Source organism: Streptomyces sp. NPDC054866 (assembly GCF_053610745.1).
Window position 1 is genome coordinate 1 of sequence record NZ_JBSGZA010000033.1, and the last position, 1,523, is coordinate 1,523.

The 1,523-nt window shown below is 55.9% G+C and carries 1 rRNA gene; it reads left to right on the forward strand.

From position 1 onward, the window contains the following. Window positions 1-1,501: ribosomal RNA gene (locus ACWGI2_RS42045) — 23S ribosomal RNA — on the forward strand; the annotation flags it as partial. Window positions 1,502-1,523: the final 22 nt, after the last annotated feature.

Consider the following 1,523-nt stretch of genomic DNA (forward strand, 5'->3'; position numbering starts at 1 on the left):
GTAGTAGGTGAGTGATGGGGTGACGCAGGAAGGTAGTCCAGCCCGGGCGGTGGTTGTCCCGGGGTAAGGGTGTAGGACGCAAGGTAGGTAAATCCGCCTTGCATTAAGTCTGAGACCTGATGCCGAGCCGATTGTGGTGAAGTGGATGATCCTATGCTGTCGAGAAAAGCCTCTAGCGAGTTTCATGGCGGCCCGTACCCTAAACCGACTCAGGTGGTCAGGTAGAGAATACCGAGGCGTTCGGGTGAACTATGGTTAAGGAACTCGGCAAAATGCCCCCGTAACTTCGGGAGAAGGGGGGCCATCACCGGTGATGAGTCTTGCACTCTGAGCTGGGGGTGGCCGCAGAGACCAGCGAGAAGCGACTGTTTACTAAAAACACAGGTCCGTGCGAAGCCGTAAGGCGATGTATACGGACTGACGCCTGCCCGGTGCTGGAACGTTAAGGGGACCGGTTAGTCAAACTTCGGTTTGGCGAAGCTGAGAACTTAAGCGCCAGTAAACGGCGGTGGTAACTATAACCATCCTAAGGTAGCGAAATTCCTTGTCGGGTAAGTTCCGACCTGCACGAATGGCGTAACGACTTCTCGACTGTCTCAACCATAGGCCCGGTGAAATTGCACTACGAGTAAAGATGCTCGTTTCGCGCAGCAGGACGGAAAGACCCCGGGACCTTTACTACAGTTTGATATTGGTGTTCGGTTCGGCTTGTGTAGGATAGGTGGGAGACTTTGAAGCGGGCACGCCAGTGTTCGTGGAGTCAACGTTGAAATACCACTCTGGTCGTGCTGGATGTCTAACCTGGGTCCGTGATCCGGATCAGGGACAGTGTCTGATGGGTAGTTTAACTGGGGCGGTTGCCTCCCAAAGAGTAACGGAGGCGCCCAAAGGTTCCCTCAGCCTGGTTGGTAATCAGGTGTTGAGTGTAAGTGCACAAGGGAGCTTGACTGTGAGACCGACGGGTCGAGCAGGGACGAAAGTCGGGACTAGTGATCCGGCGGTGGCTTGTGGAAGCGCCGTCGCTCAACGGATAAAAGGTACCCCGGGGATAACAGGCTGATCTTCCCCAAGAGTCCATATCGACGGGATGGTTTGGCACCTCGATGTCGGCTCGTCGCATCCTGGGGCTGGAGTCGGTCCCAAGGGTTGGGCTGTTCGCCCATTAAAGCGGTACGCGAGCTGGGTTTAGAACGTCGTGAGACAGTTCGGTCCCTATCCGCTGTGCGCGTAGGAATATTGAGAAGGGCTGTCCCTAGTACGAGAGGACCGGGACGGACGAACCTCTGGTGTGCCAGTTGTCCTGCCAAGGGCATGGCTGGTTGGCTACGTTCGGAAAGGATAACCGCTGAAAGCATCTAAGCGGGAAGCCTGCTTCGAGATGAGTATTCCCACCCCCTTGAGGGGTTAAGGCTCCCAGTAGACGACTGGGTTGATAGGCCAGATCTGGAAGCCCGGTAACGGGTGGAGGTGACTGGTACTAATAGGCCGAGGGCTTGTCCTCAGTTGCTCGCGTCCACTGTGTT